The sequence below is a fragment of the Plantibacter sp. VKM Ac-2880 genome, from assembly GCF_015351235.1.
Lineage (GTDB): Bacteria > Actinomycetota > Actinomycetes > Actinomycetales > Microbacteriaceae > Plantibacter.
The window spans coordinates 74,900-101,631 of record NZ_JADKSJ010000001.1 but is presented as its reverse complement, the minus strand read 5'-3'; the positions used below and the strand labels follow the sequence as shown (position 1 = coordinate 101,631).

Here is a 26,732-nt window from a genome sequence, read left to right as displayed (position 1 = left end):
CGGTCGTCAACGGCCGCGTCGCTCAGGAACCCGCTGGGCCCGCTCGTCGCTCGTGCGGACGAACCGCGTCATGCCGAAGCGCTCGCCGGAGTCCTCGACGCTCGTCCGCTCCGACCGCGCCATGCGGAGCGACACGTCCGAGCGTTCCTCATCCATGAGGAACACGGTCGTCGTGGCCTTGATCGACGGCCACTGGGCCAGCCTCGTGGCGACGAGCTCGTGGATCGCCGCGACGTCGGGGGCGCGGATGAGCATCATGGCGTCGTGCTCGCCGGTGGTGACCGCGAAGTACTCCAACTCAGGGACCGAGGAGAGCCGCGCGCGGAAGTCCGCCCACTGGCTCTGCCGCAGGGTGATGAACACCATCGCCGCGACCCCGAGCCCGACGGTCGCCGGTTCGATCTCGGCGTGGACGCCCTTCAGTACGCCGGCCCTGACCATCGCCTCGTACCGCGCGTAGGCGTTGGAGCGGGAGATCCCGAGGTGCTCGGCGAGGGCCGCCACCGAGGCCCTGCCATCCTCGCGGAGGAGCTCCAACATGCGGATGTGGGTGTCGTCGAGTTGCATCGATTGCTCCAAACGTCCAGATTCAGCGGTGGTCCTGGCGGCTGATTGAGAGGATATGCCACTTCGCGTCCGAGATCGAGACAATTCTTCTTTGGTAACGGCTTGTAGATTGACGAATGATCGCTGATGACACTACTTTCAGCTCATCCCTCCAAGCAGATAAGGAGCTCCACCTTGTCACGATCCTTCAGCCGCACCAGTCGGCGCGGCATGGCGGCCCTCGGCCTCGCCCTCGCCGCCGGCCTCGCGCTCGCCGCCTGCTCCCCCTCAGGTGGCTCCGACTCCTCGGCAGGCAAGTCGCTCGTCGTCGACGCGTCCTTCGACCTCAAGACCGCCGACCCGAACCGCGAGTACGAGACGACCGGCTCGATCGTCGCCAAGGCGCTCTACGAGACGTTGCTCACCTTCAAGGGCGACGACGTGACTGCTCCCGTCGACGGCCTCGCGAGCTACGAGATGAACGCCGACAACACGGTGATGACGCTCACGATGAAAGACGGCAAGAAGTTCTCCGACGGATCCGACGTGACCGTCGACGACGCCGTGTTCTCGCTGCAGCGCGTCCAGGGCGTGAAGGGCAACCCGTCCTTCCTCCTCGACGGCGTCACCATCGCGAAGACCTCGGACACGACCCTCACGCTCACCTCGGCGACGCCGAACCCCGCGCTGCCCTTCATCCTCCCGAACCCGGCCCTCGGCGTGGTCAACAAGAAGGTCGTCGAGGAGAACGGTGGCACCGCGACCGCCGACGACGCCGCCGAGTCCTTCCTGAACACGACGTCCGCCGGCTCCGGCCCGTACAAGCTCGAGTCGTTCGACGCCGCCTCACAGGTCGTCTTCACGGCGAACCCCGAGTACACCGGCACGAAGCCCGCCTACGAGCGCGTCGTCCTCCGGAACGTGCAGGGACCCACTCAGAAGCTCAACGTGGAGGCCGGTGACTCGCAGGTCGCCCTCGACCTCAACCCCGACCAGGTCGCCGAACTCGACGACTCGAAGGTCAAGATCATCGCGAACCCCTCGCGGTACATGATCTTCCTCCTGCTCAACCAGGACTCCGCGGTCAGCGACATCACGAGCAACCCGAAGTTCCTCGAAGCCGTGAAGCTCGGCATCGACTACGACAAGATCGTCGACCTCGCCGGTGACGGTTCGGTCCGCCCCGGCGGGTTCATCCCGTCGATCTTCAACGGTGCACTCGACGCGGCCGACGGCAACCAGTTCGACGCCGATGCCGCGAAGGCGGCGCTGAAGGAGTCCGGCTACGCGGGGGAGGCGGTCACGCTCAACTTCCCCAACGACATCACCGTGCAGGGCCTGTCGCTCCAGAGCATCGCCGAGTCCGTCCAGGCGCAGCTGAAGTCGGTCGGCATCACCGTCACGCTCGCCCCGGCGCCGGTCGCCACCGAGCTCGACGCCTACCGGGACGGCAAGGAGACCGTCGGCCTCTGGTACTGGGGCCCGGACTTCCCGGACCCGTCCAACTACCTCGCGTTCACCCCGGGTGAACTCGTCGGCCTCCGTGCCGGCTGGGCAGCAGGTGCCGACCCGACCGTGACGGACCTGGCGAACGCCGCGCTCGCCGCGACCGACACCGACGCCCGTGCCGCCGCGTACCAGGAGCTCCAGAAGGCGCAGAACGCGAGCGGACCGTTCATCCCGCTCCTGCAGCCGGCGCAGAACGTGGTCACCGCGACCACGATCACCGAGGTTCCGCTGAACCCGACGTGGACCGTCGATCTTGCCGGAATCAAGTAGCGTCGCACCGACGACGTCGAGCGCGCGAGCGGGTCTCCACCCGCTCGCGCGCTACCTCGGCATCCGGCTCGGACTCACGGTCCTCCTGATGTTCGGGGTGACGCTCGTCACCTTCACGCTGACCAACCTCGTCCCCGCCGACCCGGTGCAGGCGGCCCTCGGCGAGCAGGCTGCGGCGGATCCCGCGATCGTGGCGCAGTTCCGCGAGAACGCCGGCCTCGACAAGCCGCTGCCGGTCCAGTACGTCACGTATGTCGCGAACCTGTTCCAGGGCGACCTCGGGACCTCGCAGCAGACCCGCGGCGCCGTCGCTGACGAACTCGGACGGGCCTTCCCGGCGACCGCCGAGCTCGCGCTCACGGCCATCGTCATCTCGATCATCATCGGCGTTGGCCTCGGCATGTGGGCCGCGCTGCGCCGGAAGACGATCACCGACCAGGTCATCCGCGTCGTGAGCCTCATCGGCATCTCGGTGCCGTCGTTCTGGCTCGCGCTCGTCGTCTACTTCGTCTTCTTCTCGCAGTTGCACTGGTTCCCGGGTTCCGGCCGGCTCTCGCCCGCCGCGATCCCGCCGCCCAAGGTCACGGGGATGTACACGATCGACGCCCTGCTCGCCGGGCAGTGGTCGACCTTCGGCGACGCGATCGCCCACCTGATCCTGCCCGCGTCTGTGCTGGCGCTGTACACGATCGGTCTGCTCACGCGCTTCGCGCGCTCGGCGATCCTCGAGGTCCTCGACCTCGACTACGTGCGGGCCGCCCGGGCGAAGGGCCTGCCGGGGCACGTCGTCGTGACCAGGTACGTCCTCCGCGGGGCCCTCGTCCCGATCATCACCGTGCTCGGTGTGGCCTTCGGTTCGCTCCTGTCCGGCACGGTGCTCGTCGAGAAGGTGTACTCGTGGCACGGGCTCGGTGAGTACGCGTACTCGGCAGCGACCAAACTCGACCTGCCCGCGATCATGGGCGTCGGGCTCATCGTCGGCTTCGTGTACATCGGCCTGAACTTCCTCGTCGACGTGTTGTACGGCTTCATCGACCCGAGAGTGAGGGTGGCATGACCGACGTCCTCGCCGTCCAGACCAGGCGCAAGGGCCGCTTCCGCGTCTCGAAGCAGTTGCGCACCCCGCTCGCCGTCGCGGGTGGCGTCATCGTGCTCTTCTGGCTGCTCGTCGCGGTGCTCGCACCGTGGATCCGCCCGTTCGACCCGCTCGCGCAGGACTTCGACCGACTGCAGGCACCGAGCGCCGAGCACTGGTTCGGCACCGACCAGGTGGGCCGTGACGTCCTGTCGCGGGTCATCAGCGGTGCCCAGGTCTCGATCCCGCTCGCCCTCATGCTCGTGGTCTTCGCCATGCTCATCGGGTCCCTGCTCGGGGCGATCGCCGGATACTTCGGCAAGGCGCTCGACGAGACGATCATGCGGATCGCCGACCTCGTGTTCGCGTTCCCGACGATCATCCTCGCGATGGTCATCGCCGCCTCGCTCGGCCCGAGCCTCACGAACGCCGTCATCGCGATGCTCATCGTCTCCTGGCCGGCCTACGCCCGCGTCACCCGCTCGCTCGTCATCGGCGCGCGCGGTGCCGAATACGTCATCGCCGGTCGGCTGCTCGGCAACGGGCCGTTCACCTCGCTCGGCAAGGACATCCTGCCGAACGTCGTCTCGCCCGTCGTGGTCCTCGCGACCCTCGACGTCGGCACGGCCATCCTGTTGCTGTCCGGGCTGTCCTTCCTCGGTCTCGGCGCGGTGCCGCCCACGCCCGACTGGGGTGCGATGGTGTCCGACGGCGTGCAGAACTTCTCCTCCTGGTGGATCGCGGTCTTCCCGGGACTCGCCATCCTCACGGTGGTGCTCGCCTTCAACTTCCTCGGCGACGCCCTCCGCGACGCCCTCGACCCGCGGTCGCAGGAAGCCGTCCAGGGGCGTGCCCTGTGAGCGGCCGGCACGGCGGGACCGACGCACCGAAGGGACACGACATGACACCCGGCGCGAGCGCGGCTGACGGAACGGGCGGCGGCATCGTGATCGAGGGGCTCACCCTCGGCTTCGGTCGCGGTGCCGCGGCCAAGCGGATCCTGCGGGGCATCGACCTCGACGTCCCCGCCGGGCGGATCACCGGACTCGCCGGTGAATCCGGTTCGGGGAAGACCATGACCGGCCTCGCCATTTGCGGCCTGCTGCCGGCCGGCGCCGTCCTCGGCGGGAGCATCCGCTTCGACGGAACCGAACTCGTCGGGTTGAAGCAGCGCACGATGAACCGGTACCGCGGCACGGAGATCGCGATGATCTTCCAGGACCCCACCGCGAGCCTGCACCCGATGCTCACCGTCGAGGCACAGCTCGTCGACCACTACCGGCACCACACCGGGGCGTCGAAGGCGGCGGCGCGCGCGCGGGCGCTCGAGATGCTCGGCCTGGTCGCGGTCCCGAATCCGGAGGCGGCGCTGCGCAAGTACCCGCACCAGTTCTCGGGCGGACAGCTGCAGCGCATCGCGATCGCCTCGGCACTCATGTGCGACCCGTCGGTCCTCATCGCAGACGAGCCGACCACGGCGCTCGACGTGACGGTGCAGGCCGGCATCCTGCGGCTGCTGCGCAAGCTGTGCGACGAGCTCGGGATCGCGATCATCCTCGTCACCCACGACCTCGGGGTGATGTCGGCGCTCGCCGACACGATCGCGGTCATGCGCCTCGGCGAGATCGTGGAGCACGGTAGCCGCTTCCAGGTGATCACCGATCCGCAGCACGAGTACACGAAGGCGCTCATCGACGCGCTGCCCGACACGGGAACGGAGGCGGCGTCATGACGCTGCTGCACCTCGACGACGTCCGTGTGACGTACAAGCTGCCCGGTCGTGGCTCGCTCAACGCGGTCGACGGCGTGAGCTTCGAGCTGGAACCGCGCCAGGTGCTGGGGCTCGTGGGGGAGTCGGGCTGCGGCAAGTCGACGCTCGCCCGTGCCGTGTGCGGGCTCGAACCCACCTCGGGCGGCTCGATCACCTTCAACGGGACGCCGATCGGCAAGCTCGGTCTCCGCAAGCGCCCGTCGGAGCTGCTGCGGATCCAGATGGTCTTCCAGAACCCCTACGCCTCGCTCAACCCGCGGCGGACGATCGGGAGTCAGATCGAGGACGGCCTCCGGGTGAACCCGGTCCGCGACGCCTGGGACGTCGGTCAGCTCCTCGAACACGTGGAGCTCGACGCCGCCAGCCGGACCCGCTACCCCCACCAGTTCTCCGGCGGGCAGCGGCAGCGCATCGCGATCGCCAGGGCCATCGCGGCGGGGCCGGAGCTGCTCATCGGCGACGAACCGATCGCCTCGCTCGACGCGTCGCTGCAGGCGCGCGTCGCGAAGCTCATGCGGACGTTGGCGGTCGAGACCGGGGCGGCGCTGCTGTTCATCAGTCACGACCTGTCCGTCGTCCGCGTGATCGCCGACGACGTCGCCGTGATGAGTGCGGGACGCATCGTCGAGCACGGGCCGGTGGACCGCGTCTGGTCGGACCCGCAGGACCCGTACACGCAGCGCCTGCTGGCGGCCATCCCGGTCGTCGACGGGCTCGGTACGCTCCCGGGCGCTTAGGCCGCGCTCCTTGTCTCAGGTGCGTCCCGGCGTGTCGGACCCCCCCTCTCCGGCACGCCGGGGCGTTCCTGAGACAGGGAGCACTGCTCGCCCGGCGCGGGTCAGCGGAGGGTCGGCGAGACGACCGGGCCGGGGGTGTCGTCGAGGAACGGGCGGTCGATCGTCTCCCGCACGAGCAGCTCGAGCAGGCGGAAGCCCCCGACCGCGGCGAGCTGGACGAGCAGCAGCGGTGCCAGCAGCGCACCCGCATAGGGCAACCAGACGAGCAGCCTGCGTTCCTCGCGCCAGAACACCGCCAGGGCGGCGGGTGCGATCGCGAGGGCGAGCCACCCGGGGCTCTGTGCACCGAGCAACGGGGTGACGAGTCCGATCGTCGCGGTCGCGATCGCCAGGATGCCGAGGACCGACTGTCCGATCAGCACGGCGGCGAGGCGCGGGGCGTGCCGGACGTACCGTTCCACCGAGACGACGGCCCACATCAGCCAGGCACGCAGGAGCGGCACCCGCTGCTGGCGGAGACCGACCCGGAATTGCCGGTCATCCTCGAAGCGCTGGACGAGCGCTTCCTCAGGGCGCAGTCCGAGCGCGAGGGACACGCGGTGGTCGTGCACGATCGCCGGCGCTGACTGGCGGCCGTAGCTGCCGATGAAGCTCCAGAGCACGCCGGGGACGGACGCGAGATCCGTCCGTCGACGTGCGTCGTCCACGTCGTCCGCCTCGTCGTGCGCGGGTGCCCAGACGACGGGGCCGTCGGGCGCGTGCTCCTGGAACCCGATGCGACGTTCGAGCCGGAACAGGCGGCCGGTCGGGGGGATCTGCGCGAGGTCGATCCGCTGCAGCGGCTGCTCGTCGTCGTCGAGATACGGCATGCGGACATCATCCCGCAGGCCACCGTCAGGTGTGAGTCACCTGGATGTCGGCCCCTCCGCTTGCCGATGCGTTTCCCACGTCGTAGCGTGGCGTTCCGTTGTCGTTCAACAGAGTCTGGTCAGATGGTCGAACAGCTGCGATGCGGTTCGGAGAGCATCGCTCGAACGAGAGTTGTCACGTGAGTCTTCGCACGGCCGAGTACCCGAGGCCTGATCACTTCCTGCTCCATGTGAGCGACACGCACCTCCTCGCCGGTGGGGGGAGCCTGTACGGAGCGGTCGACAGTGAAACGCACCTGCGGCAGCTCTTCGCGGAGTTCGAGGCGTCCGGGGGGCGTCCGGAGGCGATCATCTTCACCGGCGACCTCGCCGACAAGGGCGAACCTGACGCGTACGACCGCATCCGCGCGATCGTGGAACCGGTCGCCGCGCGTCTCGGTTCCCAGATCATCTGGGTCATGGGCAACCACGACGACCGCCAGGCGTTCCGCGCCGGCCTGTTCGGCGAGGTCCCCACGACCCGCCCCGTCGACCGCGTCTACGACGTCAACGGCCTCCGGGTCATCAGCCTCGACTCGAGCGTCCCCGGCCACCACCACGGCGAGGTGTCCGACGCCCAGCTCGACTGGCTCGCCGAGGAGCTCGCGACCACGGCCCCGCACGGGACGATCCTGGCGATGCACCACCCGCCCGTGCCGAGCGTGCTCGACCTGGCCGTGAGCGTGGAGCTGCGCGACCAGCCGAAGCTCGCGGAGGTCCTGGAGGGCTCGGACGTCCGCAGCATCCTTGCCGGGCACCTCCACTACTCCTCGACCGCGACCTTCGCCGGCATCCCCGTCTCGGTCGCGTCCGCGACGTGTTACACGCAGGACCTCAACGTGCCCGTCGGTGGAACCAGAGGACGCGACGGCGCCCGGGCCTTCAACCTCGTGCACGTGTACGGGTCCACGGTGCTGCACTCCGTCGTCCCGCTCGGCGAGACGCCTCCACTCCACTACATCGACCCCGAGGAGAGCGCGCGCCGCCTCGCGCTCGCGGGCGTCGAGCTCCCCGAGTCGGACACGGTCCGGGTCGAGCCGGAGCCGCCGCTCACGATGCCGATCGGCGTGATGGTCTAGACCCTCCTGGTCCCTGAGCCTGTCGAAGGGCCGCAGCCGGGCCACCCCCTTCGGTCCCTGAGCCTGTCGAAGGGCTGCGGCCGGGCCACCCCCTTCGGTCCCTGAGCCTGTCGAAGGGCTGCGGCCGGGCCACCCCCTGGTCCCTGAGCCTGTCGAAGGGCTGCGACCTCACCGTTCCGGGAGGACCCCGACTCCGACGCGCCTATCGTTGACGGATGACTTCTTCACCGAACCGTCGCACCGCACTCGTCGTCGGCGCCAGCGGCATCACCGGCGCCGCGATCGTGTCACACCTCCTGGCCGACGGCGACTGGCGCATCCTGGCCCTCTCGCGCAGTGCTCCCGTCTCCCACCCGCAGGTCGAGCACGTCGTCGCCGACCTCCGGAACGCGGACGACCTCCGTCGGGTCCTCGGTGGCAGCGGGGTCTCCCACGTGTTCTTCACGGCCTGGTCGCGGCAGGACTCCGAGGCCGAGAACATCCGGGTGAACGGCGGCATGGTCCGCGACCTCCTCGCCGCGCTGTCGGACGAGCCGGTGCAGCACGTCGCCCTGGTCACCGGCCTCAAGCACTACCTCGGTCCGTTCGAGGCCTACGCGGCGGGCGAGATGCCCGACACCCCGTTCCACGAGGACGAGCCGCGGCTCGACACGCCCAACTTCTACTACGAGCAGGAGGACGAGCTGTTCGCGGCGGCTGCGCGGTCGGGCTTCACCTGGTCGGTGCACCGCTCGCACACGGTGATCGGGCACGCGGTCGGCAACGCGATGAACATGGCGTCGACGATCGCGGTGCAGGCCTCGCTCTGCAAGCGACTCGGTCGGCCGTTCGTGTTCCCCGGCTCCGAGACCCAGTGGAACGGGCTCACCGACATGACCGACGCCGGACTCCTCGCCGAGCAGATGCTGTGGGCGGCGACCTCGCCGGCCGGAGCGGACGAGGCGTTCAACATCGTCAACGGCGACGTCTTCCGCTGGCGTTGGATGTGGCCTCGGCTGGCCGCGTACTTCGGCGTCGAAGCCGAGGGGTTCCGCGACGCACCGCGTCCGCTCGAGCAGCAGATGGTCGGGCTCGAAGGCGAGTGGGCCGAGCTGGTGGCCGAACACGGTCTGGTCGAGGCCGACCTCGCACGGGTGGCGTCCTGGTGGCACACCGACGGAGACCTGGGGCGCGACATCGAGGTCGTCACCGACATGAGCAAGAGCCGCCTCGCCGGGTTCACCGGCTACCGGCGCACCCTGGACGCGTTCACGGCGATCTTCGACCGCCTCCGCGAGGAGCGTATCGTCCCCTGAGCGCCCTTCGACAGGCTCAGGGATCGGTTCGCGGCGCGGTCGCCCGCTGGTCACTGGCTCGTCGACCGGCTCGGTGACCGCCTCGGTCCCTGAGCCTGTCGAAGGGCGGCCCTCCGCTCAGCTGAGCTTGGCGGGCTCGATCTCCAGCGTGCTCGGCACGGCGGCCTCGCGTTCCCACGGAGCCGGGAACGGGAAGTAACGGTCGAGGAAGTCGATCACCGCGGTCGTGCGCTCCTCGACGGAGATCTCCGGGCGGCTGCCGTCGTTCAGGCAGAACATGTCCTGATCGCGTCGCTTCAGGAGTCGCTCCATCTGTCCGATCGACTGCTTGAGCGTGGTCTCGATGTAGCGGACCTTCGCCTGGGTCTGCTGCACCGCTCGCCCGGTCATGAGCCCGTAGTAGTGGTAGAACGAGTTCGTCACCGAGATGTTGTCGGCGGCGCGGAAGGCGCTGTGGGCCGTCGAGCGGAACTCCTCGGCGAACTCCTGCTCCATCTCCGCCATGATGCTGCGGCGGAGCGGTGCGGCGCAGTGCTCGAGGTGCCTCGTGGTGACGCGTCCGAAGCGCTCGTGCAGGAGGCGACGGTTCACGCGGGCGGCGTTCTCGAAGCCGCTGCGGGACGGGTCGTTCGCGCCGAGGCCGATGCGGGTCGTCGCCTCGACGAACTTGCTGATCCCGCCGGGTGAGAAGAACAGCTCGGGGCTGATCGGTCGGCCGAGGAACATGTCGTCGTTGGAGTACAGGAAGTGCTCGGACAGCCCCTCGATGCGGTGGAGCTGGCTCTCGACGGCCATGGAGTTGTGCGTCGGCAGGGCGTCGAGGTCGGCGAAGAACTCCTCGCTGCGCACGATGGTGACCTTGGGGTGCTCCGCCAGCCATTCGGGCGCGGGGGAGTCGGTCGCGATGAAGATGCGCCGGATCCACGGGGCGAAGGTGTGGACGCTGCGGAGCGCGTACTTCAGCTCGTTGATCTGGCGGAAGCGGGCGTCGGAGTCGTCGCCGTCCCCGACGACGTAGCTCTGCATGCGCTTCGCCCGGGCGCGCTGGAACTCCTCCGACGAGCCGTCGACCCAGGAGAACACGAGGTCGATGTCGAAGGTGACGTCGCTCGCGAGCGCGCCGAACATGTGCTCGAGGGTGCGCCAGGTGCGGCCGTACCGTTCGACGGTGGTCTCGACCGCCTCCGTGCGCGGCATGTAGGTGCGCATGAGGACGTTCTCGACCGGAGCCGTGATCTCTTCGTCGCCGAACCGCCAGAACTCGAGCTGCAGCGCCGTCTCCATGCCGTAGCGGAGGCGGCCGAGCGGTTCGATGCGCGGGCGGTAGAGGCGGAAGACCTCGGCCTTGCGTGAGCCGGCGAGCAGGCCGTCGGAGAGGAGGTGCGGTTCGCCTGCGGGCTTCATCGAGTCCATGCGCGCCTTGAGCGGGACGCTGTAGAACGGTTCGTCGGCGAACGCCTCGGCGAGGGCGGCCTGCAGGCGCTTCCGGAGCGAGCGGTCGATGACGATGACGGGGCGGTCGTGCTCCCCGCGGATGAGGAGGTACTCGATCTCCGCCGCGTCGAGCGCCTCGGCGACGGCGAGGAGGTCTTCGACCATAGACTGCTGCGGCGTCAGGTGCCCGTTGATGAGCGTGTAGATGCCCTTGCGCTGGACCACGTCGGGGCGCTCGAACCGCGGTGAGCGGGAGCCGCCGGTGACGAGGACGAGTTCCGGAGCTGTGGTGAACGGGAGTTCCGGCGGATTGGAGTCCTTCACGGTACTGGTGAAGGCCGTCGGTGCCTGAGTGCCGACGGTGATCCGCTGGTCGTCGAGTTCGTTCGTGATCGTGTCCGCCTCTGGTCTGCTGGGGAGTGGGTTCCTCGTTATTGTACGGCCGTCGTCCACTCGCGGCGTCAGCTCGACGTCGACGGGGCCTCCGGTGCCGTCCGGCTACGATTGATCCCATGGTGAGCGTGGCGGAATCCTTGGTACGCCTGCGGGACTTGGCCTCGTCGCCCGTGGTCGCCCGGGTCGCGACGGTGTTCGCCGAAGCCGGCTTCGAGCTGGCCCTCGTCGGTGGTCCGGTCCGCGATGCGATGCTCGGTCGGCCGGTCAGCGACCTCGACTTCACCTCGAACGCCTCACCCGATCAGATCCTCTCCGTGCTGAAGCCGATCGCGAGCGCGTGGTGGGACGTCGGCCGTGACTTCGGCACGATCGGTGCGAAGGTGTCCGTCGTCGACGACGCCGGGGTCGAGCACGCCGACACGGTCGAGATCACGACCTACCGGGCCGACGCGTACGACGGCGTGACGCGGAAGCCGGTCGTCGCGTTCGGCGACACGCTCGAGGACGATCTGCGGCGACGCGACTTCACCGTCAACTCGATGGCGCTCCGCGTGCCCGAGATCACCCTGGTGGACCCGTCCGGCGGCGTCGAGGACCTCGTCGCCCAGCTGCTGCGGACGCCTAGCGCCCCGGAGGTCTCCTTCGGCGACGACCCGCTGCGCATGCTCCGGGCCGCACGGTTCGCGTCGCAGCTCGGGTTCCACCCGGCGGACGACGTCGTGCAGGCGATGGAGGAGCGTCGCGAGACGATCTCCATCGTGAGCCCGGAACGCATCCAGGCCGAGCTCGGCAAACTGCTCGCGACCGACCGTCCGCGCGCCGGCCTCGAGCTGCTCGTCGACACCGGTATCGCCGACCTCGTGCTCCCCGAGCTGCCCGCGCTCCGGCTGGAGCCCGACGAGCACCACCACCACAAGGACGTCTACCAGCACTCGCTCACGGTGCTCGAGCAGGCGATCGGCTACGAGCACGCGCGCCACCCCGGTGAGGCGCCGGACCTCGTCCTCCGCTGGGCGGCGCTCCTGCACGACATCGGCAAGCCGGCGACCAAGAAGATCGGCCCCGGCGCCGCGGTGACCTTCTATCACCACGACCTCGTCGGTGCGAAGCTCGCGAAGAAGCGCCTCACCGCGCTCCGCTACGACGGTGACACGATCAAGAGCGTCGCCCGGCTCGTCGAGCTGCACATGCGGTTCTTCGGATATTCGGAGGGCGTGTGGGCGGACTCCGCGGTGCGGCGGTACGTGCGCGACGCCGGCCCGCTGCTCGAACGGCTCCACATGCTCGTCCGGGCCGACGTCACGACCCGCAACCGCCGCAAGGCCGACCGCCTCGGTTTCGCCTACGACGACCTGGAGCAGCGCATCGTCGAGCTCCAGGAGCAGGAGGAGCTGGAATCGGTCCGACCGGACCTCGACGGCAACCGCATCCAGGAGGTGCTCGGCATCGCGCCCGGTCGCGAGGTCGGAGAGGCCTACCGCTGGCTGCTGGAGCTGCGCCTCGACGAGGGCCCGCTCGGCGAGGAGGAGGCCACCCGCCGACTCCTCGAGTGGTGGGCCTCACGCTGACCCCGTCCCACCCCGTCCGCGGCACTTCGCGGGCCTTCAGACTGAACTGCTAGCCTCCCTGAGGTCCCCGGAACGAAGGATGCTCATGCACAAGCGACACGCCGCCCTTGCGATCGCGGGCGCTTCGGCCCTGCTGTTGAGCGGGTGTGCCGCCGGGTCGACGGAGCGCACGACCGTGACCGTGCGGGTCTGGGACTCGGCCGTCGCCGACGCCTACGAGACCTCCTTCGCCGCCTTCGAGCGCGAGAACCCCGACATCCGCGTCCGGGTGGACGTCGTGGAGTGGGCCGACTACTGGACGAAGCTCCGCACCGACGTCGCGGCGGACACCGCACCGGACGTCTTCTGGCTGAACAACACCTACCTCGCCGGATACGCCGACAGCGGCAGCCTCCTCGATGTCGGGCAGACCCTCGGCGACGACGCCTCGAAGGCCTGGGCGCCGAGCGTCGTCGATCAGTTCACCCGCGACGACAAGCTCTGGGCGGTGCCCCAGCTGTCGGACGCCGGTATCGCGGTCTACTACAACGCCGACCTGCTCGACGCGGCCGGCGTGAAGCCCGAGGAACTCACGAAGGCGACCTGGTCGCCCGACACGGCGAAGGACACGTTCCTGCCCTTGGCCAAGAAGCTGACGAAGGACGCGGCCGGTGTCTCGGCCGACCAGCCTGGCTTCAACCCGGCGGCGCCCGCCACCTACGGCACCGGCCTCGGCTACGACCTGCAGGCGGTACTGCTGCCCTTCATCGGTTCGAACGGCGGCACGTACCAGGACGGCGACGACTTCGCGTTCAACGACCCGAAGACCAGTGAGTCCATCAGCTACCTCGTCAACGCGATCAACGGTGCCAAGGTCGCCCCTCCGGCCGCCTCGACCAACGCCGACGGCGATTTCGCGCGCGACGCGTTCATCCAGGGCAAGGTCGCGATGTTCCAGTCGGGGCTCTACAGCCTGAAGGCCGTGCACGACGGCGCCGACTTCCGCTGGGGCGTGGCCGAGCTCCCGTCCGGTCCGGCGGGTCGGGTGAGCGTGACGAACGGCATCGCGGCAGCGGGCAACGCGGCGACGGAACACCGCGACCAGGTGAAGAAGGTGCTCGCCTGGCTCGGCAGCACCGAGGGCAACGCGCCCGTCGGTTCGTCCGGCGCGGCCGTCCCAGCGGTGACCGCCGCCCAGAAGCAGTACTTCTCGTACTGGAAGGGTGAGGACGTCGACGTGCAGCCCTTCTTCGACGTGATCGACGACGACGCGAAGACGATCGCACCCCCGACGGGCGCCAGCTACGCCAAGGGCCTCGCGGCGTACGACCCGATCTTCAAGGAGATCTTCGCGGGGACGACGCCGGTGGCCGACGGACTGAAGAAGGCGCAGGACGCGGCGAACGCCGCCATGAACGACTGATCCTCGGTCACGGCATGATGGAACATCATGCGGATCCTCATCGCGAGTCACCTCGAACCGGAGCACGTCGAGGCGATCGCCGCCTCCCATCCCGACGTGGAGGTCCTGTACGACCCGGCGCTCGTCGCGGTGCCGCAGTACGTCGCTGATCACCGCGGCCCGACGCCGGAGCTGTCCGCCACGGACCAGTGGCGCTGGGAGGACATGCTCGCGCGAGCCGAGGTCGCCTTCGACTTCGACTGGCAGGATCCGGCGGCCCTCCCGCAGCGTGCACCGAACCTGCGGTGGATCCAGGCGACGAGTGCCGGCATCGGCGCGTTCATGCGGAGCACCGGACTCGACCGCAGCGACCTCACCGTCACCACGGCCGGTGGTGTGCACGCCGTGCCGCTCGCTGAGTTCGCCCTCACCGGCGCGCTCTTCGTCGCGAAGGGCCTGCCCGACCTGCAGCGGCGGAAGCGCGAGCGTCGGTTCGAGCGCTTCACGACCAGGCAGCTCGCCGGCATGCGCGTCACGGTCGTCGGCGTAGGCGGCATGGGGGCGAACGTGGTGCGGACCTTCGACGCCATCGGTGCCCGGGTGACCGCGGTGGGTCGCGTCGGCGGGAGCTACGAGCTGCCGGAGGGAGTCGAGCTGAGCGACGTGGAGCGGCTCGACGAGGTGCTGCCGGGCACCGACGTGCTCGTGCTCTGCACGGCGCTCACACCCGAGACCGAGGGACTCATCAGCGCCGAACGCATCGCGCTCCTCCCGGAGCACGCCGCCGTGGTCAACCTCGCACGCGGGCAGGTGATCGACGAGGACGCCCTCATCGAGGCCCTTCGCTCGGGTCGGCTGGGTGGCGCGGCCCTGGACGTCTTCCGCGAGGAGCCGCTGCCCGCCGACTCACCGCTCTGGGACCTCGAGAACGTCCTCATCTCGCCGCACTCGGCGTCGACGGTGGAGAGCGAGAACGCTACCCTCACGGCGCTGTTCCTCGACAACCTCGCGCGGTATCGCGAGGGTCGGCCGCTCCTCAACCGCTACGACACCGTCCGAGGGTACTGAGCAGGCGCGATCACCGATGGCGTGAGAGCGCGGCCCTACGCCGCGACGTTGCGCTGCAGCTGTCATACGCGCACGTTTCGTGCTCGTAACGAATCTGCACCGGAAGCCCGCTGGGTTTGAGGGATTTGTTCGGATCGTGCTGTAATCCTCTACAAGCACGTGCGAAGAACCTGCACACAGCCGTGCCGTCTCTCACACACAGAAAATGAGGTCGACATCCATGTCATCCCCACGTAGTGGATTCCGGAAGAGCGCCGTTGCGCTCGCGGGTCTCTCCATCTCCGCTCTCGCCCTCGCCGGCTGCGCCGCCGGTGGTGGCAGCGGCTCCAGCAGCGGTGCCAGCGGCACGATCGTCATCGGTACGACCGACAAGGTCACCACGCTCGACCCGGCCGGCTCCTACGACAACGGTTCGTTCGCCGTCATGAACCAGGTCTTCCCCTTCCTCCTGAACACGCCGTACAACAGCCCCGACGTCGAGCCCGACATCGCCGAGTCGGCCGAGTTCACCTCGCCGACGGAGTACACGGTGAAGCTCAAGGAGGGCCTCAAGTGGGCCAACGGCAACGAGCTCACCTCCTCCGACGTGAAGTTCAGCTTCGACCGCCAGCTCGCCATCGCCGACGACAACGGTCCGTCGTCGCTCCTCAGCAACCTCGAGAAGACCGACGCACCGGACGACCTGACCGTCGTCTTCACGCTCAAGACCGAGAACGACCAGACCTTCCCGCAGGTGCTCTCCAGCCCCGTCGGACCGATCGTCGACGAGGACGTCTTCTCCGCCACCGAGATCACGCCGGACGCGGACATCGTCAAGGGCAAGGCGTTCGCCGGTCAATACACGATCGACAGCTACAAGTTCAACGAGCTCATCTCGTACAAGAAGTACGACGGCTACCAGGGCCTCCTCGGTGAGGCGAAGAACGACACCGTCAACGTGAAGTACTACACCGACGAGTCCAACCTGAAGCTCGACGTCAAGCAGGGCAACATCGACGTCGCATCGCGCAGCCTCTCCTCGACCGACATCGAAGACCTGAAGAAGGACAAGAACGTCAAGGTCGTCGACGGCCCCGGTGGCGAGATCCGCTACTTCGTCTTCAACTTCGACACCATGCCGTACGGTGCGACCACCGCTGACGCCGACCCCGCGAAGGCACTCGCTGTCCGCCAGGCCGCCGCCGGCCTCATCGACCGCGCTGCGATCGCCAAGGACGTCTACAAGGACACCTACACTCCGCTCTACTCCTACGTGCCCGCCGGCCTGACCGGTGCCACCGAGTCCCTCAAGGGCCTCTACGGCGACGGCGACGGCGGCCCGGACGCGGCGAAGGCCAAGGAGACGCTCGAGGCAGCCGGTGTGACCGTTCCGGTCGCGCTGAACCTCCAGTACAACGGTGACCACTACGGTTCCGGCTCCGGCGACGAATACGCGCTCATCAAGGACCAGCTCGAGGCGGACGGCCTGTTCACCGTCAACCTGCAGCAGACCGAGTGGGTGCAGTACTCGAAGGACCGTACGACGGACGTCTACCCGGCCTACCAGCTGGGTTGGTTCCCGGACTACTCCGACGCCGACAACTACCTGTCGCCGTTCTTCGCCACGGACAACTTCCTCGCGAACCACTACGACAACCCGGCCGTCAACGACCTGATCAACCAGCAGCGCTCGACGACGGACGCCGACGCACGGACGAAGATCATCGAGCAGATCCAGGACCTCGAGGCGGCCGACCTGTCGACCATCCCGCTGCTCCAGGGCGCTCAGGTGGCCGTCGTCGGCAAGGACGTCGAGGGCACCGTCCTCGACGCGTCGTTCAAGTTCCGCTACGCACCCATCAGCAAGGGCTGAGTAGCCTGACCAACTGATATCCGACTACAGTAAGTCGGACGTCGCGATCGGGGCGGCTCCACAGAGCCGCCCCGATCGTCTGTCCGGGCTCTACCGAGTCGGTGATCGAGGAGGATCCACTGCAATGACGGCAGCTGTCGCAACCCCACCCCCAAAGGCGGCCAGACGTTCCGGAGGTGGCGGACTCTGGCGGTACCTCGTCATCCGCTTCCTGTTGATCATCCCGACGGTGTTCATCCTCGTCACCATGGTCTTCTTCCTCATGCGCCTGACCGGTGACCCGATCACCGCGGCGCTCGGAGGGCGGCTCCCGGCCGACCAGCTCGCGGAACGCATCAGCGCCGCCGGCTACGACCGGCCGCTCTTCGTCCAGTACTTCGAGTTCCTCGGACAGATCGCGGTCGGCAACTTCGGCACGACGATCTCCGACAACCGGCCCGTCATCGAGGTCCTCCTCACCTACGGTTCCGCCACGCTCGAACTCGCGATCTACGCGCTCATCGTCGCGTTCATCGTCGGCATCCCGCTCGGCATGCTCGCCGCCGCACGTCGCGACCGCTGGCAGGACGCCGGCCTCCGCGTCTTCGCCATCCTCAGCTACGCCACCCCGGTGTTCTTCGCCGGCCTGCTGCTCAAGCTCATCTTCTCCGTGTGGCTCGGTGTCCTCCCGGTCGCTGGTCGAGCGAGCACCGGCACCGAGCTGACGCTCCAGACCATCTCGAGCCCCTCCGGCATCTATCTCGTCGACGCGATCCGTCTCGGTGACCCGACGGCGATCAGCGACGTCCTCGCGCACGCGGTGCTGCCGGCGATCGCCCTCGGTCTGCTGACGGCCGGTGTCTTCCTGCGTCTCGTCCGCACCAACGTCATCGGCACGCTCGGCTCCGGCTACGTCGACGCGGCCCGCTCGCGCGGGGTCAGCGAGTTCCGACTGGTGACCAAGCACGCGTACCGTCCGGCGCTCATCCCGATCATCACCGTCATCGGCCTGCAGATCGCGCTGCTCCTCGCGGGCGCGGTCCTCACCGAGACGACGTTCGAGTGGAAGGGCCTCGGCTTCATGCTGAGCGAGTACCTCAAGGCCCGCGACTTCGTGGCCGTCCAGGGCATCGTCGCGCTCCTCGCCGTGATCGTCGCCCTGACCAACTTCATCGTCGACATCATCGCGGCGATCATCGACCCGAGGGTGAGGTACTGAGCATGAGTGCTCCGACAGCCACCACCGCCGCGCACACCGCGCCTGCGAAGCGTCCGCTGCGCGACCGCCTGCCCGTCGTCAAGCAGTTCCGCCAGTCGGTGGGGCTGCAGCGGGCGATGCTCGTCATCGGTCTCGTCGTCACCGGCGTCTTCGTGCTCATCGCGATCCTCGCGCCGCTCGTCGCGCCCTACCGGTACAACCAGTTGCGCGGCGACGACGGGTCCTTCGGCACACAGCAGGCACCGAACGCGACCAACCTGCTCGGCACGACCGTCGGTGGCTACGACGTCCTGTCCCGGGTGCTCTGGGGCGCCCAGACCGCGCTCTTCGTCATCGTGTCCGCGATCATCCTGTCGATCTTCATCGGCGTCCTGCTCGGGCTCGTCGCCGGATACTTCGGCGGCTGGCTCGACCGCGTGCTCGTTGTCGTGTGCGACGCCGTCTACGCGTTCCCGTCGCTGCTGCTCGCCATCGTCATGTCGATCGTGATCAGCCGTGGCCAGTCCAGCCTGTGGGGCGGCATCCTCGCCGCCGCGATCTCGATCACCGTGGTGTTCATCCCGCAGTACTTCCGAGTGATCCGCTCCGAGGTCGTCCGCATCAAGAGCGAGGCGTTCGTCGAGTCGGCGAAGGTGATCGGTGCGTCCAGCTCGCGCATCATGTTCCGCCACGTGCTGCGGAACGCGACGAGGACCCTGCCGCTCATCATCACGCTGAACGCCTCTGAGGCGATCCTCACGCTCGCCGGCCTGGGCTTCCTCGGCTTCGGCATCGAGCCGACCGCCGCGGCCGAGTGGGGGTACGACCTGAACCGGTCCGTCTCCGACGTCACGAGCGGCATCTGGTGGACCGCGCTGTTCCCCGGTCTCGCGATCGTGCTCGTCGTGCTCGGCATCACGCTCGTCGGTGAGAGCCTCAACGACCTCTCCGACCCGCGTCTGCGCAGCCGTCGTCGCGTCGGTGCGTCGAGCGGCTCCGTGGCCGCGACCTCGAGCATCACCACCACCGGTGGCACGCCGGACAGCCCCGGTGGCGCCGGGATGATGGACGCCGAGTCGCTGGGTGCCGTGAGCGACGCCGCGGCCGACAGCGATCTGGAGAACCGACGAGAGGACGAGCGCTCATGAGCCTGTCGAAGCCGACCACCGGTCCACGCGACCTCGGTACCAGGGACATCGTCAGCATCCGCGACCTCGGCGTCTCGTTCTCGACCGACGCCGGCGCGGTGAAGGCGATCAACGACATCTCCCTGTCGGTCGCACCGCGCGAGATCGTCGCGATCGTGGGCGAGTCCGGGTCGGGCAAGACCGTCACGGCGAAGACCATCCTCGGTCTCCTCCCCGAGACGGCGACGGCGTCCGGCGCGGTCGTGCTGCGTTCGCGCGACGGTTCGACGGAGCAGGACGTCGTCACGGCGTCGGCCGAGCAGCTGCGGTCGATCCGCGGCAGTGACGCGGCGATGGTGTTCCAGGAGCCGTCGACGGCGCTCAACCCCGTCTACAAGGTGGGATGGCAGATCGCCGAGGGCCTCAGAGCGCACGGGACGTACACGAAGGCCGAGGCGCGGGCGAAGGCGATCGACATCCTGCGACGTGTCGGCATCCCGGAGCCCGAGGAGCGGGTCGACTACTTCCCGCACCAGTTCTCCGGTGGGCAGAAGCAGCGCATCGTCATCGCGATGGCGCTCGTGCTCGACCCGGGCCTCATCGTCGCCGACGAGCCGACGACGGCCCTCGACGTCACCGTGCAGGCGGAGATCCTCGACCTGCTGCGTCGGTGCCGCGACGAGTTCGGGACGGCCATCGTCCTCATCACGCACAACATGGGCGTCGTCGCCGATCTCGCCGACCGCGTCGTGGTCATGTACCAGGGCGACATCGTCGAGGAGGCTCCCGTGCAGGAGCTGTTCTCCTCACCGAAGGCCGAGTACACGAAGAAGCTGCTGTCCTCCGTGCCGCACGTGGGCCGCGGCAAGAGTTCCGCGCCGGCCGAGGTCGAGCGCGGCAAGCAGCTGCAGCTCGGCGAGCCGGTGGTCGTCGCGAAGGGACTCGAGATCGAGTACCCCGGGCGCTTCGGTCGTGCCGGTTTCCGCGCGGTGAAGGGTGTGGACTTCACGATCCACGCCGGTGAGGTCCTCGGGCTCGTGGGCGAGTCCGGTTCGGGCAAGACCACGATCGGCCGCGCGATCGCCGGGCTCACGAAGGTCACCGGCGGCTCGCTGTCGGTGCTGGGTGTGGAGATGAACCGGGTGAAGGAGCGCGAGTTCGCGCCGAAGCGGCGCGAGATCGGGTTCGTGTTCCAGGACCCGGCCACGAGCTTCAACCCGCTGCTCACGATCGCGGAGTGCGTCGCCGAACCGCTCGTCGTCCACGGTCGCTTCGGTGATGCGCGGGCGGCTCGCCGCCGGGTGGACGAGCTGCTCGAGGCGGTCCAGCTGCCGAAGGCGTTCGGGGATCGCTTCCCGCACGAACTCTCCGGCGGACAGCGCCAGCGTGCGTCCCTCGCCCGGGCGCTCGCGCTCGAGCCGGCCCTGCTCGTGGCGGACGAACCGACCTCGGCGCTCGACGTCTCGGTCCAGGCGCGCGTGCTGGAGCTCTTCGCCGAGTTGCAGCGCGAGTTCGGGTTCGCCTCGCTGTTCATCAGCCACGACCTCGCGGTGGTCGACATCCTCGCCGACCGCATCGTCGTGCTGTACCGCGGCGACATCGTGGAGGAGGGTCCCGGTTCTGCGGTGCTCGGTGCGCCGAGCGACGTGTACACGCGCCGCCTGCTCGCGTCGTTGCCCGTGCCGGATCCGGCCGAGCAGGCCGTCCGTCGCGAGGAGCTCCGCCGCCTCCGCGCCTGAGAGCAGGAGATCTGCACGAGGGCAGGGTCGAACGTCGTGTTCGGTCCTGCCCTCAGGCGTTTCTCCGGTCGGGTCTCGTGCATGGAGCGAGGAGGGGCGTCCTGCGGGGTCGGCGGGTGACGGCAGACTGGGGTGGTGCACATCGTCCTCCAGCAGCTCGACGGCGCCCGCGTGCGCGTCGTGCACCTCGAGGACCGCCCGGCATCGCCCGGCGAGTCGAGTCCCGCGCCCGAGGCCACCATCGCGCGCGCCGAACTCCCCGCGCTGGTCCGACGCCTCGAGGCCGACCCGAATCCGCCGCGTTGGGTCTGGGACGACACCTCGCTCTGGTACCCGGCGCTCCTCGCCGCGGGTGTCCGCGTCTCGCGCTGCGTCGATCTCCGGCTCTGCCACAACATCCTCCGCAACGCCGCCTTCACCGCTGACTCCGCACTCGCCACCGCACCGCCCGGCCCCTGGGACGAGGTCCTCGACCCGCGTGTCGCCCAGCGCGCGGAGGCGGTCGGCACGCTCTTCGACCTCGACCTCCCTGGTGGCGAACGCGACACCGTCGCCGAGTTCGCCCTGCAGCGAGCCGCGGTCGACGGGGCGACGCCGCAGGGGCGCTCGCAGCTCGGGCTGCTCCTGGCCGCCGAGTCCGCCGGGGCGCTCATCGCGTCCGAGATGACCTTCGCCGGCCTGCCGTGGAACGCGGAGGTGCACGACCGCATCCTCGCCGACGCCCTCGGCCCGAAGGTGCCGCCAGGCGTCCGCCCGGCCAAGCTGGTCGAGGTCCTCGACGAGGTGAAGGCCGCTCTCGGGGTGCAGGAGCTCAGCCCCGAGTCGCCCGGCGAACTCCTCAAGGCCCTCCAACGGGCCGGCATCCAGGCCACCTCCACCCGCCAGTGGGAGCTGCAGGAGATCGAGCACCCCGTCATCGAGCCGTTGCTCCGCTACAAGAAGCTGTCGCGCCTGCTCACGGCCAACGGCTGGACCTGGGTCGAGACCTGGGTGAAGGACGGCCGGTTCCGCCCCACGTACGTTCCCGGTGGGGTCGTCACCGGCCGGTGGGCCTCGGACGGCGGCGGAGCCCTGCAGCTCCCGCACCAGGTTCGTGGCGCGGTTCTCGCGGACGAGGGGTGGCGGTTCGTCGTCGCCGACGCCGCACAGCTCGAGCCACGTATCCTGACCGCGATGTCCGGCGACCGCGCGATGGCCGACGCGGGCCGCGGAGTCGACCTCTACCAGGGCATGGTCGACGTCGGCGCGGTCGACACCAGGCCCCACGCCAAGATCGCCATGCTCGGAGCCATGTACGGCGCGACGACGGGGGAGAGCGGGCGCCTGTTGCCCCGGCTCACGCGGGCGTTCCCGCGGGCGATCGAGTTCGTCGAGACGGCTGCCAGAGCCGGTGAACGCGGGGAACGGGTCAGCACCCGACTCGGACGCACCTCACCGCTGCCCGGCGAGACCTGGCGCGAGATCCAGTCGGCCGCATCGATGGAGGGCGCCAACGCCGCGGCGACCCAGCGCGCCCGCATGGAGGCGCGCAGCTGGGGGCGCTTCACCCGCAACTTCGTCGTGCAGGGCACCGCCGCCGAATGGGCCCTGTGCTGGATGGCCGGCCTCCGCACGCGGCTGCAGGCGCTCGCCGCAGAGACCGGGGGCGCGAACGCGGCGCTCACCGGATCGGCGCACCTCGTCTTCTTCCTCCACGACGAGATCGTCGTCCACTGCCCCGAGGGGCAGACCGAGCGCGTGGTCGCCCTCGTGCGCGAAGCCGCGGCCGAGGCCGGTCGCCTCATCTTCGGGGCGGCACCCGTCGAGTTCCCGGTCACCACGGCCGTCGTCACCTCCTACGCAGACGCCAAGTAACCGGCCGTCCCGTTCGCGGTTGACGCTGGCGAAACGGTCCGAGTAATGGACTGGTGTGCATCACCCTGTCGGAAGGATGCACCATGACGGTCGAACACGTCTCCCTCAGCCCGCAATCCACCACCCCCGACGACACCGTGGAGTCGCGGGACCGGCCGATCGCGAACGTCCTGGAGACGGGCGGCGCGGTCGCCGGGTGCGTCGCCGGCTGGGTGGTCGTCACGGGGATCTTCGTCGGAGCCGTCGCCTTCGGGACGGTCTGCATCGGCGGGGTGGCGGCCGTGCTGGCTGCCGCCTTCCTCGCGCCCTAGCGGTCCGGGTGCCGCGGAAGCGTCGGTCGCTCCGGCGACGTCGGCGGAGGCTGGACCGACGCCTGGACCTGCGCCTGCGCAGGCGCGGCGACCGACCCGGCACCGAGCCGAGCGAGCGCCCTCCCCGACGCGTGCACGAGCGTCTCCAGCGGGCCGCGGCGACGGGTCAGCGCGATGATCCAGCCGAGCAATAGGGCACCGGCGACGTGGAGGGCCCAGAGCTGGGGGCTCGAGATCAGCCAGATCTTGTCCTCCGTGATGCCGAGGCCGATCGCCGCGATGAGCGCGCCGACCGACGCCATGAAGACGTGCGCCGAGTAGACGGTGAGCGGCGCTGCGCCGGCCCCGGTCGCAGGCATGAGCACGCGCGACCAGCCGCGGTTCAAGACGGTGCCGAGGGCCAGGCACAGGCCGATGACGACCGCGGCGATGCCGATCGTGAAGACGAGGTCGAGCGTGGTGCCGGAGTGCGGTGAGCGGGCGACGAGCCACCAGAACGAGTCCGCCGGACTCGTGCCGTACATCCCCTCCGTGAGGGCGTCCTCGACGGCGGTGATCGTCGTCGGGTCGGGGTCGAGACCGCCGGTCATGCCGCGGGCGATGCCCTGGACGCCGCCCAGCGGGCCGAGGAGGAGGGCGGCGATCCGGTCGGCCGCAATCGCGACCCCGAGCCCGATTGCGGCGAGCAGCAGGGCGAAGCGGCGGAGCGTCCCACCGGCTCGTGCATCCATGAGCATCCGACCGATCGCCATCCCGACGAGGACGTAGACGATCCACGTGAGCGCCGGGTACACGCCGGTGATGAGGAGCCCGCGGGCGAATCCTCCGGTCGCGACATCGAACCAGGACGCGCTCCCGATCTCCGGTGAGTCCACCCCGTCGAGCGGCATGCGGAGCGCCTGGGAACAGATCGGCCAGACGATCGCCCAGATCCCGGCGACGATGAGCAGGGTGCGCGGCCGCCAGGTGACGGCCGGGATCGCCAACCAGAACGTGACGCCGTAGTAGGCGATGATCACGTAAATGCCACCGGGGATGACACCGAGGGTGAGGCCGAGGACGAGGAGGGTGAAGCCGCGCCCGAAGAGGTTGAGCCGCGCGGCGGCGGGGGAGCCGGCGGCGAGGTCACGCCGACTGGTGAGCACGATGCCGATGCCGGCGAGGACGGCGAACAGGGCGGCGGCCTTGCCCGACAGCAGCTGCGTGATCGGGGTGTCGCCGCCGGTCGAGATGTCGTACGCCCAGACGTGCGTGGCCATCATGCCGATGAGGGCGAGGAAGCGGGCGAGGTCGAGGCCGACGAGTCGGTCGGCTCGGGATCGGCTGGCTGGCGTGCTCATCCGGACCAGCATCCCACGTGCACGGCCCGCGCGACAGGCCCGCGGTGGCGGTCGCAGTCCCCGTCCGGTACACTATGAAGGTTGCCCGGGCGCGTCCGCTCTGTTCTCGGCCGGTAGCAACGATGCTTACACCCTCCTGCCACAGAAAGTCTGTGGCCGTTCGAGTCCGAAGGAGGTGGGTTAGTGACGCATCAGTACGAACTCATGGTCATCCTCGACCCCGAGATTGACGAGCGCACGGTTGCACCGAGCCTCGACAAGTTCCTCAACGTCATCCGCAACGATGGTGGAACCATCGACAAGGTCGACATCTGGGGCCGTCGTCGTCTCGCTTACGAGATCAACAAGAAGACCGAAGGCATCTACGCCGTCGTGGACTTCACTGCATCGAGCACTGCCACGCAGGAGCTCGACCGTCAGCTGAAGCTCTCCGAGGCCGTCATGCGCACCAAGGTGCTGCGTGCCGAAGAGGCCATCGCTCAGGTCGCCACCGAGACGAAGCGCAGCGAAGAGAAGGCCGCCCGCAAGGCTGCCGCCAAGCCCGCTGCCGCTGTCGCCGCGGCTCCCAAGGCAGACGCGGCTCCGGCTGCGGCTGAGACCAAGGAAGCCTAGGGCTCATGGCCGGCGAGACCGTCATCACCGTGGTGGGCAACCTGACCAGCGATCCGGAACTGCGTTTCACGCAGAACGGCCTGGCTGTCGCCAACTTCACCATCGCTTCCACGCCGCGCAACTTCGATCGTGCGGCGAACGAATGGAAGGACGGCGAAGCGCTGTTCCTGCGCGCGAGCGTCTGGCGTGAATTCGCCGAGCACGTGGCCGGATCGCTCACCAAGGGAAGCCGTGTCATCGCGACCGGGCGTCTCAAGCAGCGTTCCTACGAGACGAAGGAAGGCGAGAAGCGGACTTCGATGGAACTCGAAGTCGACGAGATCGGCCCTTCGCTCCGGTACGCGACCGCGACCATCAGCCGTGCACCCTCGGGTGGCGGCGGCGGTGGACAGCGCGGCGGCGGAGCTCCGCAGGTGCAGCAGAACGAGCCCTGGGCTCAGAGCGCACCCGCAGCTTCCGGCGGCAACGGCGGTGCAGATGCCTGGAACACTCCGGGTAGCTACAGCGACGAGACCCCCTTCTAAACAGATTCGATCGGTCCGGTTCTGCCGGCTCAGCCGATCACTCCATTACACGCAAAGGAACAACCATGGCTGGAAAGTCGAGCGGCGACCGCCGCAAGCCTGCCCGCGGTGCTAAGGGCGGCAAGAACGTCGCTCCCGCGAAGGCGATCCGCGTTGGTGTCATCGATTACAAGGATGTCGCCACGCTTCGCAAGTTCATCTCCGAGCGGGGAAAGATCCGTGCTCGTCGTATCACCGGTGTCAACGTTCAGGAGCAGCGACTCATCGCCCGCGCGGTCAAGAACGCGCGCGAGATGGCGCTCCTGCCCTACGCCGGCTCTGGCCGCTAGGAGGCGCCGCACATGTCGAAAGTGATTCTGACGCACGAGGTCTCCGGCCTCGGCTCCGCTGGTGACGTCGTCGACGTCAAGAACGGCTACGCTCGCAACTTCCTCGTGCCCCAGGGTTTCGCGACCCCGTGGACCCGCGGTGGCGAGAAGCAGGTCGAGCAGATCAAGTCGGCCCGCGCTGCGCGCGAGCACGCCACGATCGAAGAGGCCCAGGACCTGAAGGCTCGCCTCCAGGCAACCAAGGTCAAGCTCACGGTCAAGACGGGTGGCGAAGGCCGTCTGTTCGGTTCCGTGAAGCCTGCCGACATCGCGAAGGCCGTGGCGGAAGCCGGGCTGGGCGAGGTCGACAAGCGCAAGATCGAGATCCACACCCCGATCAAGTACGTCGGCGAGCACGAGGCCACCATCAGCCTCCGCGACGAGATCGTCGCCACGATCACCCTTCAGGTGGTCGCGGCCAAGTAGTACCGCCGTGCGGTGCCCCGACCCTCGGGTCGGGGCATCTCATGCACGTCGCGTGAAGCGCGATGGCGGTGGACCGAGAGGTCTGCCACCATCGCGCTTTTTCTGTGCCCTGAACGGGGGCGAGGTGCCCGTCTCGAGGCCGATCGCTACACCGTTTTCGGTCTCTGCGTCAAGCAAGTTGTACACAGGTGACCCCCGTTCTCCCCAACGTTCGACACAGGATCGAGAGAACTTTCCACACACAGCCTGTGGAATCGGAAACACCTGGTCAGGCTGGTTTTGTCCGACAAAAATACTTCTCTGTCCACAGGGTTTCCCACAGCTTGTGCACACGACACGCGGCGTTTCCCCCGATCTGTCCACAG

At 68.9% G+C, this 26,732-nt stretch carries 24 protein-coding genes; 20 read left to right on the top strand and 4 right to left on the bottom strand.

Annotation, left to right across the window (positions count from 1 at the left end; genetic code table 11):
- Nucleotides 1-6: 6 nt before the first annotated feature.
- The gene (locus ITJ57_RS00525) at nt 7-567 is read right to left on the bottom strand and encodes an Lrp/AsnC family transcriptional regulator (RefSeq protein ID WP_194668384.1); all 561 of its coding nucleotides are present in this window, start codon (nt 565-567) and stop codon (nt 7-9) included.
- Between the two features lie 174 nt (nt 568-741).
- On the opposite strand from ITJ57_RS00525, the gene ITJ57_RS00520 reads away from it, so the two are divergent.
- From ITJ57_RS00520 to ITJ57_RS00500, 5 genes are read left to right on the top strand one after another with little or no spacing between them, the layout of a single operon-like run.
- On the top strand, nt 742-2,325 hold the full coding sequence (locus ITJ57_RS00520; RefSeq protein ID WP_228506401.1) for an ABC transporter substrate-binding protein: 1,584 nt from the start codon (nt 742-744) through the stop codon (nt 2,323-2,325).
- Nucleotides 2,309-3,382: an ABC transporter permease gene (locus tag ITJ57_RS00515; RefSeq protein WP_056010295.1), complete on the top strand. Its 1,074-nt coding sequence runs from the start codon at nt 2,309-2,311 to the stop codon at nt 3,380-3,382. The genes ITJ57_RS00520 and ITJ57_RS00515 overlap by 17 nt, the downstream gene beginning before the upstream one ends.
- On the top strand, nt 3,379-4,260 hold the full coding sequence (locus ITJ57_RS00510; protein ID WP_056010297.1) for an ABC transporter permease: 882 nt from the start codon (nt 3,379-3,381) through the stop codon (nt 4,258-4,260). The genes ITJ57_RS00515 and ITJ57_RS00510 overlap by 4 nt, the downstream gene beginning before the upstream one ends.
- Nucleotides 4,261-4,301: 41 nt before the next feature.
- The gene (locus ITJ57_RS00505) at nt 4,302-5,132 is read left to right on the top strand and encodes an ABC transporter ATP-binding protein (RefSeq protein ID WP_194668383.1); all 831 of its coding nucleotides are present in this window, start codon (nt 4,302-4,304) and stop codon (nt 5,130-5,132) included.
- Nucleotides 5,129-5,908: an ABC transporter ATP-binding protein gene (locus tag ITJ57_RS00500; RefSeq protein ID WP_194668382.1), complete on the top strand. Its 780-nt coding sequence runs from the start codon at nt 5,129-5,131 to the stop codon at nt 5,906-5,908. The genes ITJ57_RS00505 and ITJ57_RS00500 overlap by 4 nt, the downstream gene beginning before the upstream one ends.
- Before the next feature lie 101 nt (nt 5,909-6,009).
- Here ITJ57_RS00500 and ITJ57_RS00495 read toward each other — a convergent pair whose 3' ends face one another.
- The gene (locus ITJ57_RS00495; RefSeq protein ID WP_194668381.1) at nt 6,010-6,777 is read right to left on the bottom strand and encodes a DUF1353 domain-containing protein; all 768 of its coding nucleotides are present in this window, start codon (nt 6,775-6,777) and stop codon (nt 6,010-6,012) included.
- A gap of 140 nt (nt 6,778-6,917) precedes the next feature.
- On the opposite strand from ITJ57_RS00495, the gene ITJ57_RS00490 reads away from it, so the two are divergent.
- Both ITJ57_RS00490 and ITJ57_RS00485 read left to right on the top strand, forming a co-directional pair.
- On the top strand, nt 6,918-7,895 hold the full coding sequence (locus ITJ57_RS00490) for a phosphodiesterase (protein ID WP_194668380.1): 978 nt from the start codon (nt 6,918-6,920) through the stop codon (nt 7,893-7,895).
- A gap of 215 nt (nt 7,896-8,110) precedes the next feature.
- Nucleotides 8,111-9,190, top strand: coding sequence for an SDR family oxidoreductase (locus tag ITJ57_RS00485; protein ID WP_194668379.1), 1,080 nt, complete (start codon nt 8,111-8,113; stop codon nt 9,188-9,190).
- A gap of 117 nt (nt 9,191-9,307) precedes the next feature.
- Here the strand turns inward: ITJ57_RS00485 and ITJ57_RS00480 are convergent, their stop codons facing one another.
- A complete protein-coding gene (locus ITJ57_RS00480) occupies nt 9,308-10,948 on the bottom strand; it encodes a stealth family protein (RefSeq protein WP_370582099.1) in 1,641 nt (546 codons plus the stop codon).
- A 188-nt stretch (nt 10,949-11,136) separates the two neighbouring features.
- Here ITJ57_RS00480 and ITJ57_RS00475 point away from each other — a divergent pair, with 188 nt between their 5' ends.
- From ITJ57_RS00475 to ITJ57_RS00435, 9 genes are all read left to right on the top strand, one after another.
- A complete protein-coding gene (locus ITJ57_RS00475; protein WP_194668378.1) occupies nt 11,137-12,588 on the top strand; it encodes a CCA tRNA nucleotidyltransferase in 1,452 nt (483 codons plus the stop codon).
- An 85-nt stretch (nt 12,589-12,673) separates the two neighbouring features.
- Nucleotides 12,674-13,990 (top strand): sugar ABC transporter substrate-binding protein, encoded by a 1,317-nt coding sequence (locus ITJ57_RS00470; RefSeq protein WP_194668377.1) that lies wholly within the window; start codon nt 12,674-12,676, stop codon nt 13,988-13,990.
- Between the two features lie 27 nt (nt 13,991-14,017).
- Entirely contained in the window at nt 14,018-15,037 is a 1,020-nt protein-coding gene (locus ITJ57_RS00465) for a D-2-hydroxyacid dehydrogenase (RefSeq protein WP_194668376.1), read from the top strand.
- A 220-nt stretch (nt 15,038-15,257) separates the two neighbouring features.
- Nucleotides 15,258-16,889: an ABC transporter substrate-binding protein gene (locus tag ITJ57_RS00460; protein ID WP_194668375.1), complete on the top strand. Its 1,632-nt coding sequence runs from the start codon at nt 15,258-15,260 to the stop codon at nt 16,887-16,889.
- 124 nt (nt 16,890-17,013) lie between these two features.
- Nucleotides 17,014-18,087, top strand: a complete 1,074-nt coding sequence (locus tag ITJ57_RS00455) for an ABC transporter permease (protein ID WP_194668374.1) — start codon at nt 17,014-17,016, stop codon at nt 18,085-18,087.
- A 2-nt stretch (nt 18,088-18,089) separates the two neighbouring features.
- Nucleotides 18,090-19,214, top strand: coding sequence for an ABC transporter permease (locus tag ITJ57_RS00450; protein ID WP_194668373.1), 1,125 nt, complete (start codon nt 18,090-18,092; stop codon nt 19,212-19,214).
- Nucleotides 19,211-20,932: an ABC transporter ATP-binding protein gene (locus ITJ57_RS00445; protein ID WP_194668372.1), complete on the top strand. Its 1,722-nt coding sequence runs from the start codon at nt 19,211-19,213 to the stop codon at nt 20,930-20,932. The genes ITJ57_RS00450 and ITJ57_RS00445 overlap by 4 nt, the downstream gene beginning before the upstream one ends.
- Nucleotides 20,933-21,067: 135 nt before the next feature.
- Entirely contained in the window at nt 21,068-22,786 is a 1,719-nt protein-coding gene (locus ITJ57_RS00440) for a bifunctional 3'-5' exonuclease/DNA polymerase (protein ID WP_194668371.1), read from the top strand.
- Nucleotides 22,787-22,869: 83 nt separating this feature from the next.
- Nucleotides 22,870-23,097 (top strand): hypothetical protein, encoded by a 228-nt coding sequence (locus tag ITJ57_RS00435; protein WP_194668370.1) that lies wholly within the window; start codon nt 22,870-22,872, stop codon nt 23,095-23,097.
- Here ITJ57_RS00435 and ITJ57_RS00430 read toward each other — a convergent pair.
- Nucleotides 23,094-24,437, bottom strand: coding sequence for a heparan-alpha-glucosaminide N-acetyltransferase domain-containing protein (locus ITJ57_RS00430; protein ID WP_194668369.1), 1,344 nt, complete (start codon nt 24,435-24,437; stop codon nt 23,094-23,096). The genes ITJ57_RS00435 and ITJ57_RS00430 overlap by 4 nt on opposite strands.
- Before the next feature lie 204 nt (nt 24,438-24,641).
- Between ITJ57_RS00430 and rpsF the strand changes: the two genes are divergently transcribed.
- From rpsF to rplI, 4 genes are all read left to right on the top strand, one after another.
- Complete coding sequence (gene rpsF, locus ITJ57_RS00425; protein ID WP_228506624.1) at nt 24,642-25,049, top strand: 30S ribosomal protein S6; 408 nt, start codon at nt 24,642-24,644, stop codon at nt 25,047-25,049.
- 5 nt (nt 25,050-25,054) lie between these two features.
- Nucleotides 25,055-25,573: a single-stranded DNA-binding protein gene (locus ITJ57_RS00420; protein ID WP_056010349.1), complete on the top strand. Its 519-nt coding sequence runs from the start codon at nt 25,055-25,057 to the stop codon at nt 25,571-25,573.
- Nucleotides 25,574-25,638: 65 nt separating this feature from the next.
- Entirely contained in the window at nt 25,639-25,902 is a 264-nt protein-coding gene (gene rpsR, locus ITJ57_RS00415) for a 30S ribosomal protein S18 (RefSeq protein WP_056010351.1), read from the top strand.
- A 12-nt stretch (nt 25,903-25,914) separates the two neighbouring features.
- Nucleotides 25,915-26,367: a 50S ribosomal protein L9 gene (rplI, locus tag ITJ57_RS00410; RefSeq protein ID WP_056010352.1), complete on the top strand. Its 453-nt coding sequence runs from the start codon at nt 25,915-25,917 to the stop codon at nt 26,365-26,367.
- The last annotated feature ends 365 nt before the right edge of the window (nt 26,368-26,732 follow it).